This is a genomic window from Streptomyces chromofuscus (assembly GCF_015160875.1).
Taxonomy (GTDB): Bacteria; Actinomycetota; Actinomycetes; order Streptomycetales; family Streptomycetaceae; genus Streptomyces; species Streptomyces chromofuscus.
Genome location: NZ_CP063374.1, coordinates 5,760,368 through 5,780,958, shown reverse-complemented (window position 1 = coordinate 5,780,958; position 20,591 = coordinate 5,760,368). Strand labels below are relative to the sequence as shown.

The window sequence follows — 20,591 nt, the reverse complement described above, 5'->3', positions numbered from 1 at the left end:
TCTTGACTCAGCTCTCTCTTCAGTCGTCTTCGTTGTCGCCGAAGTCGGGGCGGACGTCGCGGGCGGCCATGATCTCGTCGTTGGAGGTGCCGGCGGCGACCATCGGCCACACCATCGCGTCCTCGTGGACGATGAAGTCGACGACGACCGGGCGGTCGTTGATCGAGTTCGCCTCCTCGATGACCTTGTCGAGGTCGGCCGGGTCCTCGCAGCGGATGGCGTAGCAGCCCATGGCCTCCGACAGCTTCACGAAGTCGGGGACGCGGGTGCCGCGCGCCTGCGGGTTGACGTCGTCCGGGCCCGAGTGCAGCACGGTGTTGGAGTACCGCTGGTTGTAGAAGAGGGTCTGCCACTGGCGGACCATCCCGAGGGCGCCGTTGTTGATGACGGCGACCTTGATCGGAATGTTGTTCAGGGCGCAGGTGGTCAGCTCCTGATTGGTCATCTGGAAGCAGCCGTCGCCGTCGATCGCCCAGACGGCCCGGTCGGGCACCCCGGCCTTGGCGCCCATCGCGGCCGGGACGGCGTACCCCATCGTCCCCGCGCCGCCGGAGTTGAGCCAGGTCGCGGGCTTCTCGTACTGGACGAAGTGCGCGGCCCACATCTGGTGCTGGCCGACGCCGGCCGCGAAGATCGTGCCCTCCGGGGCGAGTTGGCCGATGCGCTCGATGACCTGCTGCGGGGAGAGCGAACCGTCCTCGGGCTGGTCGTAGCCGAGGGGGTAGGTGTCGCGCCAGCGGCCGAGATCCTTCCACCAGGCCTCGTAGTCGCCCCGGTGGCCCTCGCTGTGCTCCTTCTGCACGGCCTGGATCAGGTCGGCGATGACCTCGCGGGCGTCCCCGACGATCGGCACGTCGGCGGCGCGGTTCTTGCCGATCTCGGCCGGGTCGATGTCGGCGTGGACGATCTTGGCGTACGGGGCGAAGCTGTCCAGCTTGCCGGTGACGCGGTCGTCGAAGCGGGCGCCGAGGGCGACGATCAGGTCGGCCTTCTGCAGGGCGGTGACGGCGGCGACCGCGCCGTGCATGCCGGGCATGCCCACGTGCAGCGGGTGGCTGTCGGGGAACGCGCCGAGCGCCATCAGGGTGGTGGTGACGGGCGCTCCGGTGAGCTCGGCGAGGACCTTGAGCTCGGCGGTGGCCTTGGCCTTGATGACACCGCCGCCGACGTACAGCACCGGCCGCCTGGCGGAGGTGATCAGCTTGGCGGCCTCGCGGATCTGCTTGGCGTGCGGCTTGGTGACCGGACGGTAGCCGGGGAGGTCCATGGTGGGCGGCCAGGAGAAGGTGGTCCGCGCCTGGAGGGCGTCCTTGGCGATGTCGACCAGGACCGGTCCGGGGCGGCCGGTGGAGGCGATGTGGAACGCCTGCGCGATCACCCGGGGGATGTCCTCGGCCTTGGTGACCAGGAAGTTGTGCTTGGTGATCGGCATGGTGATGCCGACGATGTCCGCCTCCTGGAAGGCGTCCGTGCCGATCGCCTTGGAGGCGACCTGGCCGGTGATCGCGACCAGCGGCACCGAGTCCATGTGCGCGTCGGCGATCGGCGTGACCAGGTTGGTGGCGCCGGGGCCTGAGGTCGCCATGCAGACGCCGACCCTGCCGGTGGCCTGCGCGTAGCCGGTGGCCGCGTGACCGGCGCCCTGCTCGTGCCGCACCAGGACGTGGCGGACCTTGCCGGAGTCCATCAGCGGGTCGTACGCCGGAAGGATCGCGCCGCCGGGAATGCCGAATACCGTGTCGGCGCCGACCTCCTCGAGAGAGCGGATGAGGGACTGCGCGCCCGTGACGTGCTCGGGGGCGGACTGCTGTCCTCCGGATCGGGGCCGCGGCTGCGGGTGATGGGCCCCGGTGGCCTGCTCGGTCATCGGCATTCTCTTCTCGATGCTGAGGGTTTTTGCGAGGTTTGTACGGTGTGCGACTGCTGTTCGGCAGGTGCCTGTGCAACAAAAAACCCCTCGTGCCGTAAGGCAAGCGAGGGGAGCGCGCCGGTGTGGTCGCTGGACCTTCCGGATCGTCCTCCGGTGGGTCCCAGCTCAGCCGACGCGCTGTCCAAGTACGAGAATTCGGGTGCGCATGGCACTGACCTTCCCCCGGCGCGCACCCACTGTCAAGTGGGTGGGACGGGAGTCTCATTATGTGAGCGCAGGGGGGTGGCGAGGGATGTGCCGACCTGTGTGGTGATGGGCGTGGCTCCTCCGAAGACGGTGGTCACTCCACCGGCGTAAGGGCTCGCGGCGCCGCCCGCGAAGGCGGGTGCGGACGGTCCGTTCGGCACCGGACAGTGGCCGGAAGTGAGCGCCCGGCGCAGCCTGTACTCGTCCAGTGGCCCGGAGAAGGCCATGCCCTGCCCGTGCGTGCAGCCCATCGCGCGCAGGGCGACGACCTGCTCGGGCAGATCCACGCCGTCCGCCACGGACTGCAGCCCGAGATCGCCGGCGATGCGCAGCAGCCCACTGGTGATCTTGTGGAGCCGCGCGGACTCGACGACGCCCTCGACCAGGCCGCGGTCGAGCTTCAGCACGTCCAGCGGGAGCCGCCTCAGGGCCGTGATGGCCGGGCAGCCGGCGCCGAAGCCGTCCAGCGCGATGCGCACCCCGAGCCTTCTGAGGGTGCCCAGACGGCGCTCCAGGTCGTCCAGGGGGATCGTGGCGTCGATGTCGGCCAGCTCGACGATCAGTGCCCCGGACGGCAGCCCGTGCCGGGTCAGCAGCGCCTCGACGGAACCGAGGGGCAGCGACCGGTCCAGCAGCCGACGGGCGGGCATCCGGACGGTGACCGGTACGGCGTGGCCGGTCGCGGCGCGCTCGGCGGCCTGTTCCACGGCCTTCTGCAGCATCCAGCGGCCCAGCTCGGCCGTCCTGTCGCCGTCCTCGGCCACGCGCAGGAACTCCGCGGGCGTGAACAGCACCCCCTGGGACGACCGCCAGCGGGCCTGCGCGGCGACCGACGTGATCCGGCCGTCCTCCAGGCACACCACCGGCTGGTGCAGCAGGGTGAACTCGCCGTCGTGCAGTGCGGCCCGCAACCGGGTGGCCAGTTCCGCCTTGCGTACGACGTCCTGCTGCATCTGTGGCTTGTACAGCTCGACCCGGCCCTTGCCGGCCGACTTCGCGCGGTACATCGCGAGGTCGGCGTTGCGCAGCAGCTCGCCCGCGCCGAGGCCCGGTTCCGCGAAGGCGACGCCGATGGACGCGGCGACGCGGACATCGTTGCCGTCGATGCGGTACGGCTGTGAGAGCGTCACCCGCAGGCGGTCGGCGAGTTCCAGGATGTGCCGTTCGCGGGCGGCCCGGTCCCGGGCGCCGTCCCCGACGATCAGGGCCGCGAACTCGTCGCCGCCCAGCCGGGACGCGGTGTCGCCCTTGCGGACCGCCTCCTGGAGCCTGCGCGCGGCCTGGACGAGCAGCTCGTCCCCGGCCTGGTGCCCGATCGTGTCGTTGACGGCCTTGAAGCCGTCCAGGTCGATGAAGAGCACCGCCGTGCCCCGCAGGGCGGCACCGCGGTCGGTGCTGCGCCTGCCGGACAGGGCCTGCTGCACACGCTTGGTGAACAGCGCACGGTTGGGCAGGTCGGTGAGCGGGTCGTGCTCGGCGTTGTGCTGCAACTGCGCCTGCAGGCGCACTCTCTCGGTCACGTCCCGGCTGTTGAAGATCAGGCCGCCGTGGTGGCGGTTGACGGTCGACTCGACGTTCAGCCAGCCGCCCTCACCGGACCGGAAACGGCACTCGATGCGCGTAGTGGGTTCCTCCGAAGGGCTGGCGGCGAGGAAGCGGCGCACCTCGTGCACCACGCAGCCCAGGTCCTCCGGGTGGATGAGTTCGGCCAGCTCGGTCCCCACCAGGTCCTCCGCGGGGCGCCCGTAGACCCCGGCGGCGGCCGGGGAGACGTAGCGGAGGATGCCGTTGGGCGCGGCGATCATGATGACGTCGCTCGAGCCCTGCACCAGGGAGCGGAAGTGGTTCTCCTTCTGCGCCAGTTCCTGGGTGAGGGTGATGTTGTCGAGCAGCATGATCCCCTGGCGCACCACCAGCGCCAGCACGACGGTGCCCCCGGTGAGCAGCACCACGCGGTCGACGCTGCGGCCGTTGAGCACGTTGTAGAGGATGCCGAGGGTGCACACGGCGGCGGCCAGGTACGGCGTGAGGGCGGCCAGCGAGCCGGTGAGCGGCCGCGTGGCCGGATAGCGGCCGTGCTCACCCTGCTGTGCGGGCGGGTGCGGGTGGCCGCCGCCGCGCTGCCCGGGCATGTGCTCGTGCACCACGCGCGTGTGCGGCCCGCCGCCCGGCCGCCCGGGGCGCCGGGAGGTCCAGGGGGCGTACGCCAGGAGCAGCGAGCCGGCGAACCAGCCGGCGTCCAGCAACTGGCCGGAGCTGTAGCTGTCGTGCAGCAGCGGTGAGGTGAACAGGGCGTCGCACATCACGGTCAGGGCGAGCGCGCCGATCGCGGTGTTCACCGCGGAGCGGTTCGTGCCCGAGCGCCGGAAGTGCAGCGCGAGCACCATGCTGACCAGGGCGATGTCGAGCAGCGGGTACGCCAGCGACAGCGCCGTGTGGGCGACGCCGGGGCCGCCGCCCTTGGCCGTCTGGGCGAGCGCGAGGCTCCACGACAGGGTGACCAGGGAACCGCCGATCAGCCAGGCGTCCAGGGCGAGGCAGACCCAGCCCGCCTTCGTCACCGGCCGCTTGGCGAGGACCAGCAGGCCCACGATGGCGGGCGGCGCGAAGCACAGGAAGAACAGGTCGGCGTAGCTGGGGCTGGGCACGGGCCGTCCCAGGACGACCTCGTACCAACCCCAGACCCCGTTGCCCACGGCGGCCATCGCCGAGGAGAGGGCGAACAGCAGCCAGGCGGAGCGGAACCGGACCCGGCGGCTGCGCGCGTACACGAAGCAGGACACGGCGGCCGCGCCCGCCGCGGCGCTCAGCCCGAAGTCGCCCATGATCAGGGCGAGACGCTGTGAGCCCCAGCCGACCGCGGAGCCGACGGCATAGCCCGCGCACAGCAGGGCCAGGACCAGTTGGTGGTACACGCCCGACCCGTCGCTGGAGGCCGACGGCCGCGGCAGCAGGGTGCGCGGCGCGGACTGCCGCCGCAGCGCGTGGTCGAGGGCGGTCGTGGGCGGCGAGGGCGCGTTCACCGGGCCCACCCGGTCCCCGCCACGCCCGCGTCCCGTGCGTCCCGGGCCGCGCAGTGGGCCTGCTTCTTGCGGTTGCTGTGCCTGCGGTGGTGATGGTTGTGGTGCGCGCCGTGACTGGCGTGATGGCCCCGTCGTCGCGTGGCCGTGCGCCAGGGCCGCCGTCGGCGGCCCCGCCTCGTCGGATCGTTCGTCCATAGGCCGTGCATCGCCCGTCGCCCCCCTCGCAGTCTGAAATGTCCATCCCCGGCGCCGAACGGTGCGCGGCGCAGCCCCTGTCGGGACGATACACCAGTCTCGTCACTCAGGGACATAGCTTCTCTACGCTCCGTGACCACCAGCGCGAACGCACCACTGAACGCGTCCGGACGATTGCGGAGGGTGCCCGAACCGGGTCAGGCGTCGGCCCTGTCGGCGGTTCTACGCACCCTTCGCGCCCGTCGTAAGGATCACGTTCCGCAGCGGCTCCCGGTTCATGAAACGGTGCAACTGGTCCACGAGCAGCCGTTTGGCGCGCGGCAGGAACGCGGACGTGGGGCCGCCGACATGGGGACTGATCAGCACACCGGGCGCCTGCCACAAGGGATGTCCGGCCGGCAGCGGCTCGGGGTCGGTGACGTCGAGGGCCGCGGTGATCCGGCCGCTCTCCAGCTCGGCGAGCAGCGCCTTCGTGTCCACGACGGGACCGCGGGAGACGTTGACCAGCAGCGCGCCGTCCTTCATCCGCCCCAGGAACTCGTCGTTCACCAGCCCCCGCGTGGAGTCGGTCAGCGGCGTGGAAAGGATCACCACGTCCGCCGCGGGGAGCAGTGCGGGCAGTTCGGTGAGCGGATGCACGGGACCGCGCGCCGTGGTGCGCCGCGAGCGCGCGACGCGCGCCACCCGCGCGAGCTCGAAGGGCGTGAGCCGGTCCTCGATGGCTTCGCCTATCGAGCCGTACCCGACGATGAGCACGGTCTTGTCGGCGAGGGCCGGCCGGAAACCGCCGAGCCACTCGCCCTTGTCCTGTGCCCGTACGAAGTCGGGGATGCCGCGCAGCGCGGCGAGGACCAGGGTGAGCGTGAGTTCGGCGGTGCTGGCCTCGTGCACTCCGCGCGCGTTGCACAGGCGCACCCCCGGGGGCAGGTCGCCGAGCCCCGGCTCGACATGATCGGTTCCCGCGGAGAGCGTCTGGACGACCTGCACGGACGCCATCCCGGCCATCGGCCGTACGACGACCTCGGAGGGCTTCATGTAGGGGACGACGTAGAAGGAGCAGTCGGCCGGGTCCGCGGGGAACGTCTCCGCTCCGTCCCAGAAGCGGTACGCCGGCCCGTCCGGAAGCCCTTCGATGTCCTCGGGCGGGATGGGAAGCCATACGTCAGCAGTCATGGTCACGAGGCTAGGTGAGGGGCGGGGCGATGCGGAGGTTAGGTTGGGGGCCGGAAGAGGGAGGGTTACGGGCAGGTGGAGCGCAGGACGATCGGCGCGGCGGCGCTCGCGGTGGGGGCCGTCGGACTCGGGTGCATGCCGATGAGCTGGGCGTACAGCACGTCTCGGCAGCGGGGCGACGAGTCGCTGAGGGCCGTGCACCGGGCGCTCGATCTGGGTTCGACGCTGCTGGACACGGCCGACATGTACGGCCCGTTCACCAATGAGCTGCTGGTGGGACGGGCGCTGAAGGAACGGCGGGCCGACGCATTCCTGTCGACCAAGGTGGGGCTGCTGGTGGGCGAGCAGCACATCGTGGCCAACGGGCGCCCCGGATACGTGAAGCGGGCCTGCGACGCCTCGCTGCGGCGGTTGCAGACCGACGTCATCGACCTGTACCAGCTCCACCGCGCGGATCCGGAGGTCCCCGTGGAGGAGACGTGGGGCGCGATGGCGGACCTGGTGCGGGCCGGGAAGGTGCGGGCGCTGGGGGTGTGCGCCGTGGGCGCGCGCGGCGGACGCCGGTCCGGGACGCGGCTGCACGACGCGACGATCCGGCAGTTGCAGCGCGTCCAGCAGGTCTTCCCGGTGAGCGCCGTCGAGGCGGAGCTGTCGGTGTGGTCGCCGGAGGCGCTGGACGCGCTGCTGCCGTGGTGCGAGGCCCGCGGCATCGGCTTCCTGGCCGCGATGCCGCTCGGCAACGGCTTCCTGACCGGCACGCTCACGCCGGGCGAGGGCTTCGAACCGGACGACATGCGCGCCCGCCACCCGCGCTTCACGGCCGAGATGATGGCCGCGAACCAGCCGATAGTGGCAGGGTTGCGCCGCGTCGCCGCCCGCCACGGCGCGGACGTCACCCCGGCCCAGGTGGCCCTCGCGTGGGTGCTGTCCCAGGGGCGGCACGTGGTGCCGGTGCCCGGGACCAAGCGGGAGCGATGGGTGACCGAGAACGCCGGGGCGGTGGGGGTGCGTCTGACGGCCCAGGATCTGGCGGAGGTGTCGGGGTTGCCGAGGGCGCAGGGGTCCTGGGACTGACGTGTCCCCCGCGCTCGGCCGACCTGCGGCTTCACGATGTTCCGCCGTCGTCCCCGGTTCGGGTTTCGGTGACCGGGAACCTGTGAGGCGCGAGCGGTGTATGACAAGGAGAACCCGCCGCGTCGAAGGGACCGAGATCGTGCAACGTCGAGCTGTGACGGCCGTTCTGGCCGCGGCCGCCCTCCTGCTCACGGCCGGCTGCTCCTCCGACGACGCAGGCGCCTCCCCGGAGGGGAGCGCTACGCCGAGTCGTACGACGGCGCAGTCGCCGGGCTCCGGGAGGACGGCCGAGGAGACCCCGCCCGCGAAGGGCTCGGTGAAGGTGCTGCGCACGGTCACCGAGGGCCTGGACAGCCCCTGGGGCCTGGCCGCGCTGCCCGTCGGCGACCTGCTCGTGTCCTCCCGCGACGAGGGCACGATCACCCGCGTCGACACGGAGACGGGCCGCAAGACCGAGCTGGGCGAGGTGCCCGGGGTGTCACCGGCGGGCGAGGGCGGCCTGCTGGGCCTCGCGCTCTCCCCGGACTACGCCTCGGACCACATGATCTACGCGTACTACACCTCGGCCTCGGACAACCGCATCGTCCGCATGCTGTACGACGAGCGGAAGCCCACCGGTGAACAGCTGGGCGCCCCCGACACGGTCTTCCGGGGGATACCCAAGGGCTTCATCCACAACGGCGGCCGGATCGCCTTCGGCCCGGACGGGATGCTGTACGCGGGCACGGGCGAGAGCGGCGAGGAGGGCCTGTCGCAGGACAAGGAGTCGCTCGGCGGCAAGATCCTGCGCATGACTCCCGAGGGCGAGCCGGCCCCGGGCAACCCGTTCCCGGACTCGACGGTGTACTCGTACGGCCACCGCAACGTCCAGGGCCTCGCCTGGGACGCGAAGCAGCGCCTGTTCGCCGCGGAGTTCGGCCAGGACACCTGGGACGAGCTGAACGCGATCGAGCCGGGCGGCAACTACGGCTGGCCGGAGGTCGAGGGCAGGTCCGACGACTCCCGGTATGTGAATCCGGCAGCGCAGTGGAGCACGGACGAGGCGTCGCCCAGCGGCATCGCCTACGCCGAGGGTTCCGTGTGGATGGCGGGACTGCGCGGCGAGCGTCTGTGGCGCATCCCGCTGAACGGCACGGAGGCCTCGGCCGACCCCCAGCCGTTCCTGGAGGGCGACCACGGTCGCCTGCGCACCGTCCTCGCCGCCGGCGGCGACAAACTGTGGCTGGTGACGAGCGAGACCGACGGCCGGGGCTCCCCGGGCGACGGAGACGACCGGATCCTGGAGCTGGAGGTCAGCTAGTGTCCTGCGGCCGGGACTCCGGTCGGTGCGGCCCTCGCGCGGGAGGTCGGCCGACGCGGGGCCCTCAGTCGGGCGTCGGGGGCTCGTCCTCGGTGGGGCCCGGGGGCCGTACCACCACTTTGCCGGACGCCAGGTCTATCGGGCCGCGGCCCGGGTCGCCGTCGCCGACGTCCTCCCGGGTCAGTGCCAGACGGTTCTGCTCGTCCCGGGTGTGCTTGCGGCCGGGTGCGAACAGTTCCTCTAAGACGTTGAACACGTAGCCTCCTCGGCCGGTCGCTGTTCAGCGTAAGCCTCAGCCGGGCGTCCGCGTGGTGAGCGTCGCGGACCGGAACAGGCCCAGCCGGTGCGCCACCGCCGCCGCCTCGCCCCGGCCGGAGACGCCGAGCTTGGCCAGGATGTTGGAGACGTGGACGCTTGCCGTCTTCGGGGAGATGAACAGTTCCTCGGCGATCTGGCGGTTGGTGCGGCCGTCGGCGACCAGGCGGAGCACATCGCGTTCGCGGGTGGTGAGGCCCAGGGCCTCGGCGGGGTCGGTGCGGGGCCGCCGCTCCGACTCCGGGGTGAGGCCGAGGCGGGCGCGCTGGGCGAGGAAGGTGACGGCGTCGGTGAGAGGGCGGGCGCCGAGGTGGCCGGCGACCGCGTGGGCGAGGCGCAGCAGCTCCGTGGCGCGCTCGCGGTGGTCCGTGGCATCGGTGGCGAGCAGGGCCTCGGCGAGGCGGTGGCGGACGCGGGCGAGGTCGTAGGGGCGGTCCAGGTGCTCGAAGGCGGTGACGACCGGGGTCCAGGTGTCGGGGGTGGCGCGGCCCTCGGCGCGGTGGAGTTCGGCGTGGACCCACCGCTCGTGGGCGAGCCAGACGGGTGCCTCGGTGGCGAGCGCCTTGACCGCGGTGCGGATGCGCTCGAGCGCCTCGGCGCGGCCCTGCGCGGCGGCGGGCAGGGCGCGGGCGTCGGCCTCGGCGGTGGCGGCGGCCAGCAGCAGCGGCCAGCCGTACTGCCGGGTGCCGGGCGGGGTGCCGGCGTCCAGGGCGGCGTGGAGTTCGGCGCGGGCGTCGAGGATGCGGCCCTCCACGGCGGCGACGCCGACGGCGATGGTGGCCATCGGCAGCCACTGCTGGGGCATGGGGTCGTGCGTGCCGAACGCGGCGCGGGCGGCGTGCAGTTGACGTCCGGCCTCGGGCACGTCGCCGCGGCCCAGGGCGAGATGGGCCAGGCAGAGCGCGCCGGAGCCCTGGGGCTTGGCGTTCCGGCCGCGCAGGAAAACCTTCAGCGCCGCCTGCTCCGCCTCCCGCCAGCGGCCGAGGTGGTACAGCGACTCGGAGAGGTTGGCCCACACCCAGGCCTCGTTGTCGAGCAGTCCGTACTTCCGGGCGTAGGCGGCGCCCTCCTCCAGGATCGGCGCGGCCTCCCGGGAACGGCCGATGGATTCGAGCTCGGCGGGCAGGTTCACGTACGCGCGTCCGGCGACATAGGGGTAGCCCTCCTGCAGGGCCCGCTCCTTGACCTCGTACATCTCGGCGAGCCCCTCCTCGACGTCGCCCGCGTCGAGGGTGAGGCCGCCGAGGGTGAGACGGGCGTTGAGCTCTGTCTCGCGGGTGCCGACCATGCGGGCGTACTGCACGGCGCGCTCGGCGGCGGCAAGGGCCTCGGGGCCGGGCTGGTGCAGCATCGACCAGTTGGCGACGGTGGTGAGCACCTCGGCGTGCACCTCGGAGGGCGGCAGACCGCGCAACAGCTCCTGAGCGGTGACCAGTTCCTGGCGGCCGTCGCCGCGGGCCAGTGCCTGCACCAGCCGGGAGCGCTGGGTCCAGAACCAGGCGGCGCGCAGGGGGTCGTCCTCGTCCTCCAGGATGCTCAGCGCACGCCTGATGATCTTCATGGCGCGTTCGCGCTCGCCGGAGAAGCGGCCCGCCACGGCGGCCTCGGCCATCAGGTCGAGGTAGCGCAGGGGTGTGGTCGCCGGGTCGCAGCCGCAGGGAGGGTAGGACTCGGTGTAGTCGACGGGGCGCAGCCCGGCGCGTACGTCCTCGGGGGCGGCGTCCCAGAGCTCCATCGCTCGTTCCAGCAGGCGCAGTTGCTCGGCGTAGGCGTCGCGGCGGCGGGCGGTGACGGAGGCGGCGAGGACGGCGGGCAGGGCCTTGGCGGCGTCGTTCGCGTGGTACCAGTAGCTGGCCAGGCGGGTCACGCGCTGGTCGGCGGGGACGAGTGCGGGGTCGGCCTCCAGGGCCTCGGCGAAGCGGCGGTTCAGGCGGGAGCGTTCGCCGGGCAGCAGGTCGTCGCCGACGGCCTCGCGGACCAGGGAGTGGCGGAAGCGGTAGCCGTCGCCGGTGGGTGCGGCGAGCAGGATGTTGGCGTTCACCGCCGCGCGCAGGGCCTCGATCAGGTCGTCCTCGGCGAGCCCGGCGACGGCGGCGAGCAGCCGGTACTCGACGGTGGAGCCGCCCTCGGCGACGATCCGGGCCACCCGCTGGGCGCTCTCGGGCAGCGCCTCGACACGGACGAGGAGCAGGTCGCGCAGGGAGTCGGTGAGGCCGGTGCAGCAGCCCTCGTGGGCGGCGACGGCGAGTTCCTCCACGAAGAAGGCGTTGCCGTCGGAGCGTTGGAAGATCGCGTCGACCTGGGCGGGGTCGGGCTCGGCGGCGTGGATGCCGGCGATCTGGCAGGCCACTTCCGCACGGTTGAAGCGGGCCAGCTCGATACGGCGGACCGTGCGGAGCCGGTCGAGTTCGGCGAGCAGGGGGCGCAGCGGATGGCGGCGGTGGATGTCGTCGGAGCGGTAGGTGGCGAGGACGACGAGCCGGCCGGTGCGCAGGGTGCGGAACAGGTAGGCGAGCAGGTGCCGGGTGGAGGCGTCGGCCCAGTGCAGGTCCTCCAGGGCGATCACGACGGTGCGGTCGGCGGCGACGCGCTCCAGCAGACGGGCAGTGAGTTCGAAGAGGCGGGCCATGCCCTCCTCGTCGTGCCGCCGGGCTCCCGTGCCGCCCAATTCGGGCAGCAGCCGCGCCAGTTCCTCCTCCTGACCGGCTGCCGCGACGGCCAGCTCGGCGGGCATTTCGCGGCGCAGTGCGCGCAGGGCGGTGGAGAACGGGGCGAAGGGCAGCCCGTCTGCGCCGATCTCGACACAGCCGCCGAGCGCGACCACGGCTCCCCTGGCGGCGGCCCGGGCGGCGAACTCCTCGACGAGCCGGGTCTTGCCGACACCGGCCTCACCGCCCAGCAGCAACGCCTGCGGCTCCCCCACGGTGTCCGACGCCTGGGACCCACCCCCGCCGGCGGCGCGGGCGAGCGCCTCGTTCAGCGTCTCCAACTCCTCGGCGCGGCCGACGAACACCGGACTGACGGACCTGGTCTCCACGCCCCCGAGCATCGCACGAGGGTCCGACAGGACGGCACCGGTTTTCGCGGGGTCGCCCGGCGCTCGCGGGGGCGCTGCTCGGGCGGCCGTACCGGGCTTCGTGCGGGCGCCCGGCGCTCGCGGGTCCGCTGCCGGCGCGGCGGCGTCGGTTTGCGCCAGGGCGCGAGCTCGTGGGGGCGCTGCTGGGGCGTCGGCCCCGTCATGCGCCGGTACGGCGGTGCGGTGCGCGTCGGTTGCCCGACGGTGACGCTCGGACGCGGCCGGCCGGCCGTCCCGGCCGGCCGCCGTGATCGGCTCGCCCGGCCCACCGCTCGCCGGCGGCTCGTCGTTGCCCGCGGCCCTCGCCAGGCCCCCGCCCCGCCCCGCGCTCACGCGACCCGCGGGAAGCGGTTGTCTCGTGGGCGGCCGGTATGCGCCTCGCTCTCCGCGGAGCGTTCCGCCGCTTCGTGGCGGGCGGCGCGGGCGCGGCGTACGGCCTCGCGGGCCAGTCGCTCCCGCTCGGCCCGGCGGAGCAGTTCGGCGGAACGCGTGCGGTGAACCTCGTACTCGAACATCTCGTCTCCCCGATGAGGTCGGTGTGTGTCATCGCTTGCCGCAATGTCTCCACACTCGTCTCCCAGGGGGGTCCGCCACATCGGGAGAGTTCCGCATCTTCCGAGGCCGCCGGGGCCTTACACGCGGGTGAGGGGCCTCAGGGGCGCGTAAGTGCCTTGCGCGCGCCCTAAGACCCCTCGGTGCGGCGGGGTTCAGCCCGTGGCGGGCAGCCCGAGCAGGATGCCGGTGTACTTCAGGACGGCCAGGAGCAGGCCGATCACGCCGAGGGAGATGCCGGCCCAGGCGACCGACTTGATCCACGGAGCCTGCGGCCTGCCGGGGGCGCCGAACGCGGGGCGGGCCAGGACCACGACGCCGACGATCAGCGCGGCCAGCGCGAACACGCCGGCCCACAACGCGTTGGCGGCCCAGGCGTCGCCGTAGCCCTCCTTGACCATGGTGGCGACGCTGGAGGACTGCGAGGTCTGCAGCTGGCCGATCAGCGACTCGCGCGCGGAGGCCACGGTGCCGACCCAGCTTCCGGTGAGCGAGACGACGCCGAGCGCGGCGGAGACGACGGCTCCGGCGCCCTGGCCGACGCCGGTCGGTCCGCTCTCCTCGGCCTCGGACGCCTCGGGCCGCTCGTCACCGTCCTCGGTGCCGGGCTCCGCCCCGGTGGTGGCGTGCGCGGTGGGGTTGGCGTCCGCCGCCTCCGCGTCCGCCGCCTTCTTCACCTGGTCCTCGCCGTCGGTCGCCTCAGTCTCGGCGCCGGTCGCGGCGCCCGTTTCGTCCACAGTCCTGGTTCCCATGCCCGCACCGTACGGACGCCGTCTGAGAGGTTCCTTAATGATCGGTGTGAGCGCGTGCCCGCGCCCACTCCGGTGCCAGCACGGCCCAGATCTCGTAGTCCTGCCGCACGCCCCGCCAGGGATAGCACTCGCGCAGCACGCCCTCCCGGGTCATGCCCAGCCGGCGTGCGACGTTGATGCTGGCCGTGTTGTCGGACGCCGCGTGCCACTCCACCCGGTGCATCCCGCGCTCGCCGAACGCCCAGTCGATCAGCACGCGGGAGGCGCGTGTGACGAGCCCTCGTCCGGTGGCCGCCGGTTCCAGCCAGCAGCCGATCTCGCAGACCCCGGTGGCGGCGTCGAAGACACGGAAGAGGACACCGCCGACGAGCTTTCCGTCGAGCCACACGCCGTGCAGGGAGCCGTTGTCGGCGGCGCGCTTGTCGGCGTACGACTGCAACAGGGCCCGGACGGAGTCGAGGTCGGTGGCCTTGGACCCGAACGGGATGTGCCGGGTGATGAAGTCCCGCCCGCGGTCGAGGTGGGCGAGGAACTCCTCGGCGTGCCAGGGCTCCAGTGGCCGCAGCCGGGCTCCGTCGTCACCCAGGGATATCGCGTACATCCGAACGCCGCTCCTTCTCCAGTACGTCCACGACGCCCGTGAGCTTCTCACGTTCGGCGTCGGCGTCCGGGAGACTTTCCCGGCCGGTACGGCACTCGGGCGGCTCGATGCTGATCCGGGGCAGGCGCCGGTCGAGCCCGCCGGGCAGCCACCAGTTGGCGCTGCCGAGCAGGTGCATCAGGGCGGGGACGAGAAGGGTGCGGAGCACGAAGGCGTCCAGGGCGACGGCGGCGGCGAGCGCGATGCCGAACATGGCGATCACGCGGTCGCCGCTGAGCACGAAGGCGAGGAACACCGAGATCATGATGACCGCGGCGGAGTTGATCACCCGGCCGGTCTCGGCGAGGCCGATCCGGACGCACCGCCGGTTGTCGCCGGTCTCCAGCCACTCCTCGTACATCCGGCTGACCAGGAAGACCTGGTAGTCCATGGAGAGCCCGAACAGCACCGACACCATGATCACGGGGAGGAAGGGCTCGATCGGACCGGCGCGGCCGAGGCCGAGCAGTTCACTGCCCCAGCCCCACTGGAAGAACGCCACGACCACGCCGAACGAGGCGGCGACGGCGGCGACGTTCATCGCGGCGGCCTTCAGCGGGATGACGACCGACCGGAAGGCGAGCAGCAGCAGCACACAGCCGAGTGCGATCACCACGCCGACGAACAGCGGCAGTTTGCCGACGATCACCTCGGCGAAGTCGTCGTAGGCGGCCGTGACCCCGCCGACGTGCACGTCGAGCGAGGTGCCTGCCTCGGTGCGCGGCAGCACCTCGGTGCGCAGCCGGTCGACGAGGTCACTGGTGCTCGCGGACTGCGGGGACGACTCGGGGACGACGGTGAGGTACGCGGTGTGACCGCCGGAGTCGAACGTCACCGGGGTGACGGCGGCGACGCCCTCGGTGGCGCGCAGCGTGCCGGCGAGGCCGTCGGCGGCGAGCCGGTCCTCGGCGCCGTGGATCTCGGTGACCAGGGTGAGGGGTCCGTTGACGCCGGGGCCGAAGCCGTCGGCGAGCAGGTCGTAGGCCTTCCTGGTGGTCGTCGATTCGGGATTGTTGCCCTGGTCGGAGGTGCCCAGGCGGAGCGAGAGGGTCGGCAGCGCGAGCAGCGTGACGACGGCGAGCGCGACGGCGCCGAGCTTCTTGGGGTGCCGTTCGACGAAGGCGGACCAGCGGGCGGCGAACCCGGTGGGCAGCTCGGGTTCGGGACCGTTCTCCTCGAGCCGGCGGCGTTCGCGGCGGCTGAGCGCGCGCATGCCGATGAAGGACAGCAGTCCGGGCAGCAGGGTCACGGAGGCCGCGACGGTGAGCACCACGGTCAGTGAGGCCGCTATGGCCACTCCGTTGAGGAATCCGAGCTGGAGGATCAGCATGCCCAGCAACGCGATACAAACGGTGGCACCCGCGAACACCACCGCGCGTCCCGTGGTGGCGACGGCCGCGGTGGCCGCCTCGGTGACGTCCAGGCCGCGTTTGAGGCCGCGGCGGTGCCGGGTGACGATGAACAGCGCGTAGTCGATGCCGACGCCGAGCCCGATCAGCATGCCCAGCATGGGCGCGAAGTCGGCGACGGTCATGGCGTGTCCGAGCAGCACGGTCCCGGCGTACGCAGTGCCCACGCCGACCAGCGCGGTGGCGATGGGCAGCAGGGACGCCGCTGGCGAGCCGAAGGCGAGGAACAGCACGACCGCGGCCACCAGCACGCCGACGACCTCGGCGAGATGGCCGCCGGACGGGTCGGTGAGGCCGATGGCGGTGCCGCCCAGCTCCACCTGGAGGCCGTCGGCCTCGGCGTCCTTGGCGGTGTCCACGACGGCCTTCGCCTCGGACTCGTCGAGGTCATGGTCCTGGTCGTGGAAGGCGACGGTGGCGTAGGCGGTACGGCCGTCGTCGCTGATCCGGCCCGCGCCCTGGTCGCCGTACGGAGTCACCACGGCGGCCACGCCGGGCAGTTGCGCGATGTCGTGCAGGGTGCGGGTCATCGTCTGTTCGACGTCGGCGGCGCGGACCGAGCCGGTCGGGGTGTGCCAGACGACCGTTCCGGCGGCGCCGCCGAGGTCCGGGAAGGCCTCCGTGAGCAGCTGTCCGGCCCGGCCCGACTCGGTGCCGGGTACCTGGTAGTCGTTCGAGTAGGCCGTGCCGGTCACGGCGGCGGCAGCGGTCACCCCGCCGAAGGTGAGCAGCCACAGGAGGACGGCGGCCATTCGGTTGCGAACACACCAGCGGGCTAGGGCTGCCACGAACGTGCTCCCAGGAGGTGACTTGTGGATCTTTGACCGGGAACAGTCGTCCAGCCACTGAACGGCCCGCAAAGAACGCATGTGCAATGGACAAACACTCTTGCAGGGGGAAGTGATCGTTTGGTCGTTTCGTGGGGTGGTTCACAGAAGCCGGAGTCGGCTCTCAGGACACCAGGTGAACCGTGTCACCGTCAGTCGAACTGGTCTCCGAACGCCATCACGGTCACGCCGCCCACCAGCAACCACAGCGCCCGTCGGGTGCGGCCCCGCGACCCGAGAACCGCCGCACCCCCGCAGACGGCCGCGCCGACGGCGTAGGCGGCCGGTACGAGCGCCGGTCCGGCGTCCGCGGCCCTCAGCAGGGACGCGGCCAGTCCCGCCAGCGCCAGCAGCCCGCCGGTTCCGGCGGCGGTCCAGCGCGCCCGCCGCGCCGGCCGCGCGGGATCACCGACCTCCTCGGCGTCCCCTTCGGCGCCACCTGCGGCCTCGGTCCCGGCCCCGGCCCCGGTCCGGGTCTCGGCCTCGCCCTCGTTCCGAGCCGCGGCGTCGACCTCGGTGGTGTCGGAGGGCTCCCCGCAATCAGCGCGTCCACTCATGGCGGGCGAGCGTAGCGCGTGAGGCCGGGAACACCGGGTGCAGGGCGCCACCCGCCGCAGGGGCCGGACGCCGGGGTTCGTGCGGGTCGCGGAGGCCTCACTCGGGCGTGGGCGCCCGCCGCCTGTGCAGGCGTGGACGCGCGCCTCACCTCTGGGCGTAGGCGCGCGCCGCACGCGGGCGTTGGGCAGCGCCGCCTTCAGTCGCACAGGCGTGCGCTGCCTTCGGATGCCTGCGGCGCACGCTGCCTTCACACGCGTCGCGGGGGGATGCACCGCTTCCGGTGCATCCCCCCGCGACTGCGCTGCGGTGGCGGGGCTCAGCCCTCGCTGACGCCCAGCTTCTGCAGGATCAGCTCCTTGACGCGCGCCGCGTCGGCCTGGCCGCGGGTCGCCTTCATGACCGCGCCGACCAGGGCGCCGGCCGCGGCCACCTTGCCGCCGCGGATCTTGTCCGCGATGGCCGGGTTGCCGGCGATGGCCTCGTCCACGGCCGTACCGAGGGCGCCTTCGTCGGAGACGACCTTCAGGCCGCGCTTGTCGACGACCTCGTCCGGGGTGCCCTCGCCGGCCAGGACGCCTTCGATGACCTGGCGGGCCAGCTTGTCGTTCAGGTCGCCGGCGGTCACCAGCTCGGTGACCCGGGCGACCTGGGCCGGCGTGATGGCCAGCTCGTCGAGCGCCTTGCCCGACTCGTTGGCGCTGCGGGCCAGTTCACCCATCCACCACTTGCGGGCGGACGCGGCGTCCGCACCGGCGTCGATCGTGGCGACGATCGGGTCCAGCGCACCGGCGTTGAGGATCGCCTGCATGTCGGTGGCGGAGACGCCCCACTCCTCGCGGAGCCGGTTGCGGCGCACCAGCGGCAGCTCCGGCAGGGCGGCGCGCAGTTCCTCGACCCAGTCACGGGACGGGGCGACCGGGACCAGGTCGGGCTCCGGGAAGTACCGGTAGTCCTCGGCCTCCTCCTTCACACGGCCCGAGGTGGTGGACCCGGTGTCCTCGTGGAAGTGCCGGGTCTCCTGCACGATCGTGCCGCCGTCGCTCAGCACGGCGGCGTGGCGCTGGATCTCAAACCGCGCCGCGCGCTCCACCGAACGCAGGGAGTTGACGTTCTTGGTCTCCGAGCGCGTGCCGAACTTGTCGGCGCCCTTGGGCATCAGCGACAGGTTGACGTCGCAGCGCATCTGGCCCATCTCCATGCGGGCCTCGGAGACGCCGAGCGCACGGATCAGTTCGCGCAGCTCGCGGACGTACGCCCGCGCGACCTCGGGAGCGCGCTCGCCCGCGCCGACGATCGGCTTGGTGACGATCTCGATCAGCGGGATGCCGGCGCGGTTGTAGTCCAGCAGGGAGTGGGACGCGCCGTGGATACGGCCGGTGGCGCCGCCGACGTGCGTCGACTTTCCGGTGTCCTCCTCCATGTGGGCGCGCTCGATCTCCACGCGGAAGGTCTCGCCGTCCTCCAGCTGCACGTCGAGATAGCCGTTGAAGGCGATCGGCTCGTCGTACTGGGAGGTCTGGAAGTTCTTCGGCATGTCCGGATAGAAGTAGTTCTTCCGGGCGAAGCGGCACCACTCGGCGATCTCGCAGTTCAGCGCGAGACCGATCTTGATGGCGGACTCGACGCCGGTCGCGTTGACGACCGGGAGCGCGCCGGGCAGGCCGAGGCAGACGGGGCAGGTCTGGGTGTTCGGGTCGGCGCCGAGCGTGGTCGAACAGCCGCAGAACATCTTGGTCTTGGTGCCGAGTTCGACATGGACCTCGAGGCCCATGACGGGGTCGTACGACGCCAGCGCGTCCTCGTACGACACCAGGTCGGTCGTGGTGGTCACGGTGAAACTTCCCTCTCAGCCCAGCAGGACGTCGTCGTCGCCCAGCCGCTTCAGCTCGCGGTAGAGCATGGCGAGGCCGGTGACGACTCCGGCGGCGGTGACGACGGCGTCGACGAGCCGCAGCGTGTCGTTCTCGGCGCGGGCCTTCTTGATCTGCTTGGCGACGCCGATCGCGCCGAACGCGGTGGCGGCCATGGACAGGTACGTACCGGACTTCGACTTCTTGAAGCCCTTGGCCTTGGACAGTGCACTCACAGCGACGGAGCCTCCTCCAGGAGCGGGTGGCCCCACTTTTCCACGAACGCGGCCTCGACGGCGGCGCCGACCTTGTAAAGGCGGTCGTCCTGCAGCGCGGGGGCGATGATCTGGAGCCCGACCGGGAGGTTGTCCTCCGGGGCGAGACCGCAGGGCAGCGACATGGCCGCGTTGCCCGCCAGGTTGGTCGGGATGGTGCACAGGTCGGCGAGGTACATCGCCATCGGGTCGTCGGCGCGCTCGCCGATCGGGAAGGCGGTGGTCGGGGTCGTCGGGGAGACGATCACGTCGACCTGCTCGAACGCCTTCTCGAAGTCCCGCGTGATGAGGGTGCGGACCTTCTGGGCGCTGCCGTAGTACGCGTCGTAGTAGCCGGAGCTCAGGGCGTACGTGCCGAGCATGACGCGGCGCTTGACCTCGGCGCCGAAGCCCGCCTCACGGGTGAGGGAGGTGACCTCCTCGGCCGAGCGCGTGCCGTCGTCGCCGGTCCGCAGGCCGTAGCGCAGGCCGTCGAAGCGGGCGAGGTTGGAGGAGCACTCGGACGGGGCGATCAGGTAGTACGCCGACAGGGCGAGGTCGAAGGACGGGCAGTCCAGCTCGACGATCTCGGCGCCCAGCTCCTTGAGCAGCTCGACCGACTCGTCGAAGCGCTGGATGACGCCGGCCTGGTAGCCCTCGCCGCGGAACTGCTTGACGACACCGACGCGCATGCCCGCGACACTGCCGTTGCGGGCGGCCTCGACGACCGGCGGGACCGGGGCGTCGATGGAGGTGGAGTCCATCGGGTCGTGCCCGGCGATCACCTCGTGCAGCAGCGCCGCGTCCAGGACCGTACGGGCGCAGGGGCCGCCCTGGTCCAGGGAGGACGAGAAGGCCACCATGCCGTAGCGGGAGACCGCGCCGTACGTCGGCTTCACGCCGACCGTGCCGGTGACGGCGGCCGGCTGGCGGATGGAGCCGCCGGTGTCGGTGCCGATCGCCAGCGGGGCCATGTGCGCGGCCAGCGCGGCGGAGGAACCGCCGCCGGAGCCGCCGGGGATCCGGGTGAGGTCCCAGGGGTTGCCGGTGGGGCCGTAGGCGCTGTTCTCGGTGCTGGACCCCATGGCGAACTCGTCCATGTTGGTCTTGCCGAGGATGACGACGTCGGCGGCCTTCAGCCTCTTGGTGAGGGTGGCGTCGTACGGCGGGATCCAGCCCTCGAGGATCTTGGAGCCGACGGTGGTCGGGACGCCCTCGGTGGTGAAGATGTCCTTCAGCGCCAGCGGGACGCCGGCCAGCGGGCCCAGCTTCTCGCCGCGCTCGCGCTTGGCGTCCACGGCACGCGCCTGGGCGAGGGCGCCCTCGCGGTCGACGTGCAGGAAGGCGTGCACCTTCTCGTCGACGGCCTCGATGCGGGCCAGGTGTGCCTCGGTGACCTCGACGGCCGTGAGCTCGCCGGAGGCGATCCTCGCGGCGGTCTCGGCGGCGGTGAGCTTGATGATGTCCGTCATGCGGA

The 20,591-nt window shown here is 72.4% G+C and carries 15 protein-coding genes; 2 read left to right on the top strand and 13 right to left on the bottom strand.

Annotation, left to right across the window (positions count from 1 at the left end; genetic code table 11):
* Positions 1-19: 19 nt before the first annotated feature.
* The 3 genes from IPT68_RS26145 to IPT68_RS26135 form a co-directional block, all read right to left on the bottom strand.
* The gene (locus tag IPT68_RS26145; protein ID WP_189701123.1) at positions 20-1,867 is read right to left on the bottom strand and encodes an acetolactate synthase large subunit; all 1,848 of its coding nucleotides are present in this window, start codon (positions 1,865-1,867) and stop codon (positions 20-22) included.
* A 242-nt stretch (positions 1,868-2,109) separates the two neighbouring features.
* Positions 2,110-5,334, bottom strand: a complete 3,225-nt coding sequence (locus IPT68_RS26140; protein ID WP_373300726.1) for a putative bifunctional diguanylate cyclase/phosphodiesterase — start codon at positions 5,332-5,334, stop codon at positions 2,110-2,112.
* 222 nt (positions 5,335-5,556) lie between these two features.
* Complete coding sequence (locus IPT68_RS26135) at positions 5,557-6,507, bottom strand: 2-hydroxyacid dehydrogenase (RefSeq protein WP_189701125.1); 951 nt, start codon at positions 6,505-6,507, stop codon at positions 5,557-5,559.
* A 75-nt stretch (positions 6,508-6,582) separates the two neighbouring features.
* On the opposite strand from IPT68_RS26135, the gene IPT68_RS26130 reads away from it, so the two are divergent.
* Both IPT68_RS26130 and IPT68_RS26125 read left to right on the top strand, forming a co-directional pair.
* Complete coding sequence (locus tag IPT68_RS26130; protein ID WP_189701126.1) at positions 6,583-7,581, top strand: aldo/keto reductase; 999 nt, start codon at positions 6,583-6,585, stop codon at positions 7,579-7,581.
* A 100-nt stretch (positions 7,582-7,681) separates the two neighbouring features.
* Complete coding sequence (locus tag IPT68_RS26125) at positions 7,682-8,881, top strand: PQQ-dependent sugar dehydrogenase (RefSeq protein ID WP_189701127.1); 1,200 nt, start codon at positions 7,682-7,684, stop codon at positions 8,879-8,881.
* Between the two features lie 64 nt (positions 8,882-8,945).
* Here the strand turns inward: IPT68_RS26125 and IPT68_RS26120 are convergent, their stop codons facing one another.
* The 10 genes from IPT68_RS26120 to gatA form a co-directional block, all read right to left on the bottom strand.
* Positions 8,946-9,137 carry a DUF6191 domain-containing protein gene (locus IPT68_RS26120; protein ID WP_189701128.1) on the bottom strand — a complete coding sequence of 64 codons (192 nt, stop codon included), beginning with the start codon at positions 9,135-9,137 and terminating at the stop codon, positions 8,946-8,948.
* A 36-nt stretch (positions 9,138-9,173) separates the two neighbouring features.
* A complete protein-coding gene (locus tag IPT68_RS26115) occupies positions 9,174-12,245 on the bottom strand; it encodes a helix-turn-helix transcriptional regulator (RefSeq protein ID WP_189701129.1) in 3,072 nt (1,023 codons plus the stop codon).
* Positions 12,246-12,601: 356 nt separating this feature from the next.
* Positions 12,602-12,787, bottom strand: a complete 186-nt coding sequence (locus IPT68_RS26110; RefSeq protein ID WP_189701130.1) for a hypothetical protein — start codon at positions 12,785-12,787, stop codon at positions 12,602-12,604.
* Between the two features lie 192 nt (positions 12,788-12,979).
* On the bottom strand, positions 12,980-13,576 hold the full coding sequence (locus IPT68_RS26105; protein WP_189701131.1) for a hypothetical protein: 597 nt from the start codon (positions 13,574-13,576) through the stop codon (positions 12,980-12,982).
* A gap of 34 nt (positions 13,577-13,610) precedes the next feature.
* The gene (locus tag IPT68_RS26100) at positions 13,611-14,177 is read right to left on the bottom strand and encodes a GNAT family N-acetyltransferase (RefSeq protein ID WP_189701132.1); all 567 of its coding nucleotides are present in this window, start codon (positions 14,175-14,177) and stop codon (positions 13,611-13,613) included.
* Positions 14,155-16,413 carry an MMPL family transporter gene (locus IPT68_RS26095; protein ID WP_189701133.1) on the bottom strand — a complete coding sequence of 753 codons (2,259 nt, stop codon included), beginning with the start codon at positions 16,411-16,413 and terminating at the stop codon, positions 14,155-14,157. Before IPT68_RS26095 ends, IPT68_RS26100 begins: the two co-directional genes overlap by 23 nt.
* A gap of 191 nt (positions 16,414-16,604) precedes the next feature.
* Positions 16,605-17,009, bottom strand: coding sequence for a hypothetical protein (locus tag IPT68_RS26090; RefSeq protein WP_189701134.1), 405 nt, complete (start codon positions 17,007-17,009; stop codon positions 16,605-16,607).
* A gap of 317 nt (positions 17,010-17,326) precedes the next feature.
* The gene (gene gatB, locus IPT68_RS26085; protein WP_189701135.1) at positions 17,327-18,841 is read right to left on the bottom strand and encodes an Asp-tRNA(Asn)/Glu-tRNA(Gln) amidotransferase subunit GatB; all 1,515 of its coding nucleotides are present in this window, start codon (positions 18,839-18,841) and stop codon (positions 17,327-17,329) included.
* 15 nt (positions 18,842-18,856) lie between these two features.
* Positions 18,857-19,096, bottom strand: a complete 240-nt coding sequence (locus IPT68_RS26080; RefSeq protein ID WP_141311504.1) for a hypothetical protein — start codon at positions 19,094-19,096, stop codon at positions 18,857-18,859.
* The gene (gatA, locus tag IPT68_RS26075; protein ID WP_189701136.1) at positions 19,093-20,586 is read right to left on the bottom strand and encodes an Asp-tRNA(Asn)/Glu-tRNA(Gln) amidotransferase subunit GatA; all 1,494 of its coding nucleotides are present in this window, start codon (positions 20,584-20,586) and stop codon (positions 19,093-19,095) included. The genes IPT68_RS26080 and gatA overlap by 4 nt, the downstream gene beginning before the upstream one ends.
* Between the last annotated feature and the right edge of the window lie 5 nt (positions 20,587-20,591).